The sequence below is a fragment of the Kitasatospora sp. NPDC059577 genome, from assembly GCF_042735475.1.
Classification (GTDB): domain Bacteria; phylum Actinomycetota; class Actinomycetes; order Streptomycetales; family Streptomycetaceae; genus Kitasatospora.
Genome location: NZ_JBHWBZ010000014.1, coordinates 144,516 through 150,515, shown reverse-complemented (window position 1 = coordinate 150,515; position 6,000 = coordinate 144,516). Strand labels below are relative to the sequence as shown.

The window sequence follows — 6,000 nt, the reverse complement described above, 5'->3', positions numbered from 1 at the left end:
GGCGAAGCTGAGAACTTAAGCGCCAGTAAACGGCGGTGGTAACTATAACCATCCTAAGGTAGCGAAATTCCTTGTCGGGTAAGTTCCGACCTGCACGAATGGCGTAACGACTTCTCGACTGTCTCAACCATAGGCCCGGTGAAATTGCATTACGAGTAAAGATGCTCGTTTCGCGCAGCAGGACGGAAAGACCCCGGGACCTTTACTATAGCTTGATATTGGTGTTCGGTTCGGCTTGTGTAGGATAGGTGGGAGACTTTGAAGCAGCAACGCCAGTTGTTGTGGAGTCGACGTTGAAATACCACTCTGGTCGTGCTGGATGTCTAACCTGGGTCCGTGATCCGGATCAGGGACAGTGTCTGGTGGGTAGTTTAACTGGGGCGGTTGCCTCCTAAAGGGTAACGGAGGCGCCCAAAGGTTCCCTCAGCCTGGTTGGCAATCAGGTGTTGAGTGTAAGTGCACAAGGGAGCTTGACTGTGAGACTGACGGGTCGAGCAGGTACGAAAGTAGGGACTAGTGATCCGGCGGTGGCTTGTGGAAGCGCCGTCGCTCAACGGATAAAAGGTACCCCGGGGATAACAGGCTGATCTTCCCCAAGAGTCCATATCGACGGGATGGTTTGGCACCTCGATGTCGGCTCGTCGCATCCTGGGGCTGGAGTAGGTCCCAAGGGTTGGGCTGTTCGCCCATTAAAGCGGTACGCGAGCTGGGTTTAGAACGTCGTGAGACAGTTCGGTCCCTATCCGCTGTGCGCGTAGGAGTGTTGAGAAGGGCTGTCCCTAGTACGAGAGGACCGGGACGGACGAACCTCTGGTGTGCCAGTTGTCCTGCCAAGGGCATGGCTGGTTGGCTACGTTCGGGAGGGATAACCGCTGAAAGCATCTAAGCGGGAAGCCTGCTTCGAGATGAGCACTCCCACCTCCTTGAGAGGGTAAGGCTCCCAGTAGACGACTGGGTTGATAGGCCGGATATGGAAGCCCTGTAAGGGGTGGAGTTGACCGGTACTAATAGGCCGAGGGCTTGTCCTCAGTTGCTCGCGTCCACTGTGTTGTTCTGAAACAACGACCCGCCCGAATTCGGGTGTGCGGTTGACAGTTTCATAGTGTTTCGGTGGTCATAGCGTGAGGGAAACGCCCGGTTACATTCCGAACCCGGAAGCTAAGCCTCACAGCGCCGATGGTACTGCAGGGGGGACCCTGTGGGAGAGTAGGACGCCGCCGAACAATCATTCCAAAAAGCCCCCTTCCCATTCGGGAGGGGGGCTTTTTGCGTTACCCTCTGCCAATGCAGAACCTGACCCTTACCTGGCAGTCCGCCGGGGGCGCCGCCGCCGGCCTCTACGCGGGCGCGTACGTCGCGTCGAGGGTCCGGAAGCCGTCGCTGTCGGCGCTGTTGCGGGAGGCCGGCACGCTGCTGGCGCTGTTCGCGCTCTGGCAGTTGGTCGGGCACCTGTCGGTGATGAGCGGGGACCACGCGCTGGACCGGGCCGACTGGATCCACCACGCCGAGCAGGTGGTCGGGTTGCCGGACGAGGCTTCCTGGCAGGCGGCGGTCACGCCGTACCCGGTGCTGGTGCGGCTGGCGAACTACTACTACGCGGTCATGCACTTCGCGGTGATGCTGAGTGTTCTGCTCTGGGTCTTCGTGCGGCACCGGGAGCGGTACGCGTGGGTGCGGAACACGGTGGTGATCACGACCGCGGTCTGTCTGCTGGTGCAGTTCATCCCGGTGGCGCCGCCCCGGATGCTGCCGGGGAGCGGTTTCGTCGACGTGGCCGTGGTGTACGGGCAGTCGGTGTACGGGGGTGCGGTCGGCGGCGTGGTGGTGGCCGACCAGTTGTCGGCGATGCCCTCGGTGCACGTCGCCTGGTGCGTGCTGGCGGCGGTTGCGGTGATCCGGGTGTCGCGCAGTTCGCTGCGGTGGGTCATGGTGCTGCACCCGGTGCTGACGGTCGCGGTGGTCGTCGTGACGGCCAACCACTTCTGGGCGGACGGCATCGTCGCCGTTGCGATCCTCCTCTTCGCCTACGCCGTCCTGGCGTTGGCGGCACGCCGACGGGGTCGGGTCTCCGCCGGTGCGGAGGCCCGACCCCGTGGCACCGCCGAGGAGCGGTTGGAGCAGGTCGGTTGAGCCGTCAGCGGCTCACTTGACCGGGAGGGCGAGCTTTCCCCAGGCGCCGTTGCTGAGGGCGGAGGTGGCCCAGTACCAGGCGGAGAGCCCGGCGACCGCCGCGACCCAGCCGGCGAGCTTGGCCAGCCCGCCGTAGCCGCCGAAGGTGGCGATGGCGGAGAGCAGCAGGGACAGGGTCAGCAGGCCGTAGACGGCGCGGCTGAGCAGACCGGCGCCCCAGCTCGCCGCGGTGAGGCTGAGCGCGAGCAGGGCCCACAGGAGCAGGAACAGCCCGGCGGCGTTCTTTCCCGCGCCGCCGGCGGCCGACCAGGTCGCCCAGAAGGCGCCGAGGCTGGTGAAGGCGGTGCCGGTGAAGCCCTCGCCGCCGCGGAGCTGCCAGAGGCCCGCGACGAAGAGGGTGATGCCGCCGAGCAGATGGGCGAGGTGGGCCGCGTCCCCGGCTCCGGCGCCGTGCAGGATGCCGGTGGAGAGCAGACCGTAGGCGAGCAGTGTCAGGCCGAGGGCGAGGTATCCGAGGTTACCTGCGTCGGCTCCGGTGGAGCGGGCGTTCGTTGCCCCGGTAGCGTCGTTGCTCACCGGAGGCTCCTTTCACTCTGGGCGCGCGCAGGGCGCAGTGACGCTGTGGTGTGGTGTCGGTGAGTGGATGCGCGCGACCGCGCCGATGGCGCACGGCTGTGAGCGTGCGCGGGCTGCGGTCGGAAGTGATGGACCAACGGAGAGCCCGCTGGTCACGTCCCCGCCGGGTGGATTCCCCGGTGGGATCGGTTTACCCGGCGCCCGGCGCTTGTACCATTGTGAAGATAACAATTTGTGACTGCGTCAGCGTGGAACGCTCACGGCTGGCGAGGGTTTGGCACCCGCAGGGTCAGGATCGCCATGTCGTCGGACGGCGGCTCGGGGGCGAAGCGTTCGACCGCGCGCTGGACCCGGGCCGCGACCGCGCCGGCGGTCAGACCGGTGCAGCCGGTCAACACCTCGGCGAGACCGTCGTCGCCCAACATCCTCCGGCCCTCCCGGCGTTCGGTCACGCCGTCGGTGACGCACAGCAGGACCTCGCCGGGGGAGAGCACCAGGTGCTCGGCGGTCAGGTCGAGGTCGTCCATGACGCCGAGCAGCGGCTGCGGGGTCGCGGCGCGGTCGACCCGGCCGTCGGTGCGCAGCCGCAGCGGCAACGGGTGGCCGGCACAGACCAGGGAGAGCTCGGTGCTGCCGTCCGGGCGGGGCGTCAGTTCGCCGTAGAGCAGGGTGAGGAAGCGGCTGCGCGCTCCCTCGTCCAGGATGGCCGCGTTGAGGCGGCGCAGGACCTGCGGGGCGTCCAGGCCCTCGCGGGCGAGCAGCCGCAGCGAGTGCCGGGCGAGGCCGGTGACCGAGGCGGCCTCGGGGCCGGTGCCGCAGACGTCGCCGATGGCGAAGCCGTAGGTGCCCTCGCGGATGGTGAACAGGTCGTAGAAGTCCCCGCCGACCTCGTTGCCCTCGCCGGCCGCCTGGTAGTAGACGTCGACCTCGACGCCGGGGATCTCCGGTAGGTCCGGCGGGAGCAGACTGCGCTGCAGGGCCTGGCTGGTGGCGGTGCGCTCGGAGTAGAGGCGGGAGTTGTCGAGGGCCAGGGCGGCGCGGCGGGAGAGGTCCTCGGCGAGTTCGAGGATCTCCTGGCGGAACCGGACACCGGCCGGGACGCCCAGCGCCAGCAGGCCGATGACGCGGTTGCGGGCGGTCAGCGCGATGACGACGGTCTCGCCGAGCAGGCCGGCGAGTTCGGGGCTGTCGGTGAGGCCGCCGGCCTCGGCGGTCTCGGCGGGCGCCGCCCAGAAGCGGACGCCGTGGGTGGGGCCGGCCTCGGGGACGGGGGTCTTGTCGAGCAGGTCGCGCAGTGGGTCGATGCGGTCCTCGTCCTCGTGCAGGACGAAGGCGAGCCGGGCCGGGGAGGTGTGGTCGGCGGTGGTGTAGACGGCGCACCAGGAGGCGAGGGTGGGGACGGCCATCTGGGCCATCAGGGCGAGGGTCTGCTCGTGCTCCAGGGTGCCGGCCAGCAGGTCGGAGGCCTCGACCAGGAAGGAGAGCGAACCGCGGCGCAGCCGTTCGAGCTCGGTCAGCCGGGTGCTCTCGACGGCGAGGGCGACCCGGTCGGCGGCGAACTGCAGGCGCAGCGCGTCCTCGTTGTCGTAGCGGCCAGGCGCGGTGGCGGCGATGCCGAGCGAACCGATCAGGCGGCCCTCGACCTTCAGCGGGACGGTGAGCAGGGAGCGCATGCCGCTGCCGGAGAGCAGGGGCAGGCCGGTGGGGCGGGCGGTGAGGTCCTCGTGGACGGACGGCAGCCGGGCGGAGTCGTACCGGTTGCCGGTCCCGACCGGGAAGCGGGCGTGCCGGCGGTGTCCGGAGGTGAGGCCGGTGGCCGCGCGGACCTCGAACTCGGCCTCGTCGTCGGTGGTGAGCAGCAGGTACGCGGCGTCGCCGTCGAGCAGGTCGCGGGCGCGTTCGACGGTGCGCTGCAGCAGGGTGTCGAGGTCGTCGGTGGCGACCGGGCCGGCCAGCAGGTCGAGCCGGGGGCCGGCCGGGTCGGTGCGCTCGCCGGGCAGGGCGCGGGCGGGGGAGCGCAGGACGGCACGGTCGGGTGCGAGGACGAGCAGGCAGAGCGTGGAGGGGACGCCCTCGGTGTCGCGCACCCGCACCTGGGCGCCGTACACCTCGACCTCGCGGCCGTCCTGGTGGCGGATCCCGTAGCTGCCCTCCCAGCGGGCCAGCCGCAGGGTGTCGCTCAGACCGAGGCCGCGGTCGGGGGACTGCGGCCAGACGGCGAGGTCGGCCCAGGGGCGGCCGAGGACGTCGGCGGCGGGGTACCGGAACAGGGCCTCGGCGTCCGGGTTCCAGGCCAGGACGCGGCCGTCCTCGTCGAGTTGGACGACGGCGACGTGCACCGGGCCGGCGCTGCTCGGCAGGTCGCTGCCGGGGGTGGCGGGAACGGCGTAGCGGGTGCCGACCACGTGTGCGGGCAGCTGGAGGCGGAACCAGACGGTCTTCCGGCCGGCCGCGTACTCGACGCCCCACATCTCGGCGAGGGCGGAGCACATCAGCAGACCGCGGCCGCCCTCGCCCTCGGGGTCGGCGTAGCGGTCGGAGGCGGTGACGGGGCCCCCGCCGAGCGAGGGCAGGCCGCGTTCCGGGTGGTGGTCGGTGACCTCGATCCGGACGGTCTCCTCCTCGCGCAGGCAGCAGACCTCGGCGGCGGTGCCGGCGTGCACGACGGCGTTGGTGACCAGTTCGCTGACCAGAACGATCGCGTCGTCGACGACCTCGGGCAGGCCCCAGCCGAGCAGCGCGTCCCGGACGAAGCCCCGGGCGGCGGCCGCGGACCGGCCGTCGGGGTCGAAGGTGGCGGCTGCGCGCGCGGTGACCACGTTGCCACTTCTCCTCTGCTGCTCTTGCCTGGGCTGTCCGGGGTGCGGCGCCGACTTCCCCGTGCGCGCCGTCGGGGTGGGCGGCGGCGCTGGGTCGGGTCGTGGCCCGGTGCAGCGCTCCACCCTACTTTCCGCTTGGTTCCCCGTGGGGGCGGGGAGTCGAAACAGGCACCAGAGGGTGATTCTGCCCACCTGTTTCGGACGGTGCGGTACCAACCGTGCGCAACCGGCCGTGCACGGGGCGCCGGTGCTGCCAGACTGGGGGGTCCGCGACGACCGGTACGAGCAGTACGGTCGTGTGGGTGCCGGTGCGCCGAGGGGCTGCCGGTACGCAGCCCAGCCGGGCCGGTGCCCGGGCGCGTGCCGCTCCGGCACGGGCGGCCACCGGACGGTTCACGATGTGGGAGGGGCCCGTTGAGTTCGGCCACCAAGGACGCAACCGGTACGACGCCGCCTGCCCAGCGCGGCGGCCGCT

3 protein-coding genes and 2 rRNA genes are annotated in these 6,000 nt (G+C 70.0%); 3 read left to right on the top strand and 2 right to left on the bottom strand.

Going from position 1 to position 6,000, the window contains the following annotated elements; translation table 11 throughout:
* From ACFV0O_RS14805 to ACFV0O_RS14795, 3 genes are all read left to right on the top strand, one after another.
* Window positions 1-1,028, top strand: a 23S ribosomal RNA gene (locus ACFV0O_RS14805); the annotation flags it as partial.
* A 78-nt stretch (window positions 1,029-1,106) separates the two neighbouring features.
* A 5S ribosomal RNA gene (gene rrf, locus ACFV0O_RS14800) occupies window positions 1,107-1,223 on the top strand.
* 61 nt (window positions 1,224-1,284) lie between these two features.
* Window positions 1,285-2,130, top strand: a complete 846-nt coding sequence (locus tag ACFV0O_RS14795) for a phosphatase PAP2 family protein (RefSeq protein WP_380341176.1) — start codon at window positions 1,285-1,287, stop codon at window positions 2,128-2,130.
* 12 nt (window positions 2,131-2,142) lie between these two features.
* Here ACFV0O_RS14795 and ACFV0O_RS14790 read toward each other — a convergent pair whose 3' ends face one another.
* Window positions 2,143-2,706 carry a GPR1/FUN34/YaaH family transporter gene (locus ACFV0O_RS14790; protein ID WP_380341173.1) on the bottom strand — a complete coding sequence of 188 codons (564 nt, stop codon included), beginning with the start codon at window positions 2,704-2,706 and terminating at the stop codon, window positions 2,143-2,145.
* Between the two features lie 257 nt (window positions 2,707-2,963).
* Window positions 2,964-5,525: a SpoIIE family protein phosphatase gene (locus ACFV0O_RS14785; RefSeq protein WP_380341170.1), complete on the bottom strand. Its 2,562-nt coding sequence runs from the start codon at window positions 5,523-5,525 to the stop codon at window positions 2,964-2,966.
* Window positions 5,526-6,000 lie beyond the last annotated feature (475 nt).